Origin of the sequence: Streptomyces sp. 8K308 (assembly GCF_004348315.1) — a bacterium.
Lineage (GTDB): Bacteria > Actinomycetota > Actinomycetes > Streptomycetales > Streptomycetaceae > Streptomyces.
The window spans coordinates 1-1,149 of sequence record NZ_SMKC01000645.1 but is presented as its reverse complement, the minus strand read 5'-3'; the positions used below and the strand labels follow the sequence as shown (position 1 = coordinate 1,149).

The window sequence follows — 1,149 nt, the reverse complement described above, 5'->3', positions numbered from 1 at the left end:
CCCCGCCCCCTACTCCCCGCGGGGCGGCCACGGCTCCCCCCTGCGTCACGCCCACCGGGCGGCGTGCGGCAACCCGGCTGGCTACGCCTCGACATGGCGCCGGCGCCCGACGTCCCGCACAGCAACAGATCGGCCCACCGCCGCGCGGACGTCGCGGACCCGGCGCCGCGCGCGAACCCCCAGGCGCCGAGGCCGGGCGCCGCGAAGGCCCCGCGGCCCACGCAAAAGCATGGATACGTCAACTAGAAGTCCCTAGCGGGGAGCGACGCCTTCGACATCCTGGCCATGCGCGCCACGAGCGACGGCTTCGAACTGGAGTACACCAAGCCGCTCTCCCAGGAGACGGTGGACGCGCTCGCCGCCAGCTACCGCGTCACGCAGTGGCGTTACGTGCCGACGGCCCACTACGGCGGGCCGCGGGTCGACGAGGAGACCCTGACGGTGCGTTCGGCCGCGGTCTCCCCCGACGGCAGGACGGTCACCCTGGACATCCCGGGCCTGAAGCCGGGACACGTGGTCCACGTGCGCTCGCCCCCCGTTCACCGACGCCAGCGGCCAGGAGCTGTGGAGCACCGAGGCGTGGTACACCCTCAACCGGATTCCGGGGCGGCCGAGTCCGAACCGTCGGCGTACGAGGCGGAGGAGGCGCGGCTCGACGGCGGCGCGCACCTCGCCGACGACGGCGCTGGCCGGGGTGAGCGTCGAGCGACGGCATCGGGCGACGGCGAGCAGGGGGCGACGGTCCGCCAACTCGGCCTGGCCGACAGCGGCCTCAGCCACGTCGCGCGGGCCGTGCGCTGGATCCGCGAGCACTACGCGCAGCCCTTCCGCGTCGAGGACGTGGCCCGCATGTCCGGCATGAGCGTCTCCGCCTTCTACCGCGACTTCCAGGCGGTGACCGCGATTCCTGTCGCGAGCAGAGTGCCGCCGCCCTCACTTCTAGTACCGCTAGGGCGCTCCCCCCATCCTGCCCACAGGCACCCGCAACCGGGGCTCGGCCGGCGCCACAGCAGCAATTGACACGTCAACCGAGATGGTTGATGCTTCACCTTAATCGGGGAGCTGATCCCGGGCGCGAAACCCCCCGGTTCGCACCGTTGAGCCCTCGATCCGGAAGGCGCCGCCATGGCCACCACGCCGGTCCCCCCG

1 protein-coding gene is annotated in these 1,149 nt (G+C 73.1%); it reads left to right on the top strand.

Annotation, left to right across the window (positions count from 1 at the left end; translation table 11 throughout):
- Positions 1-285 precede the first annotated feature (285 nt).
- Complete coding sequence (locus E1265_RS40125; RefSeq protein ID WP_243741368.1) at positions 286-1,020, top strand: AraC family transcriptional regulator; 735 nt, start codon at positions 286-288, stop codon at positions 1,018-1,020.
- The last annotated feature ends 129 nt before the right edge of the window (positions 1,021-1,149 follow it).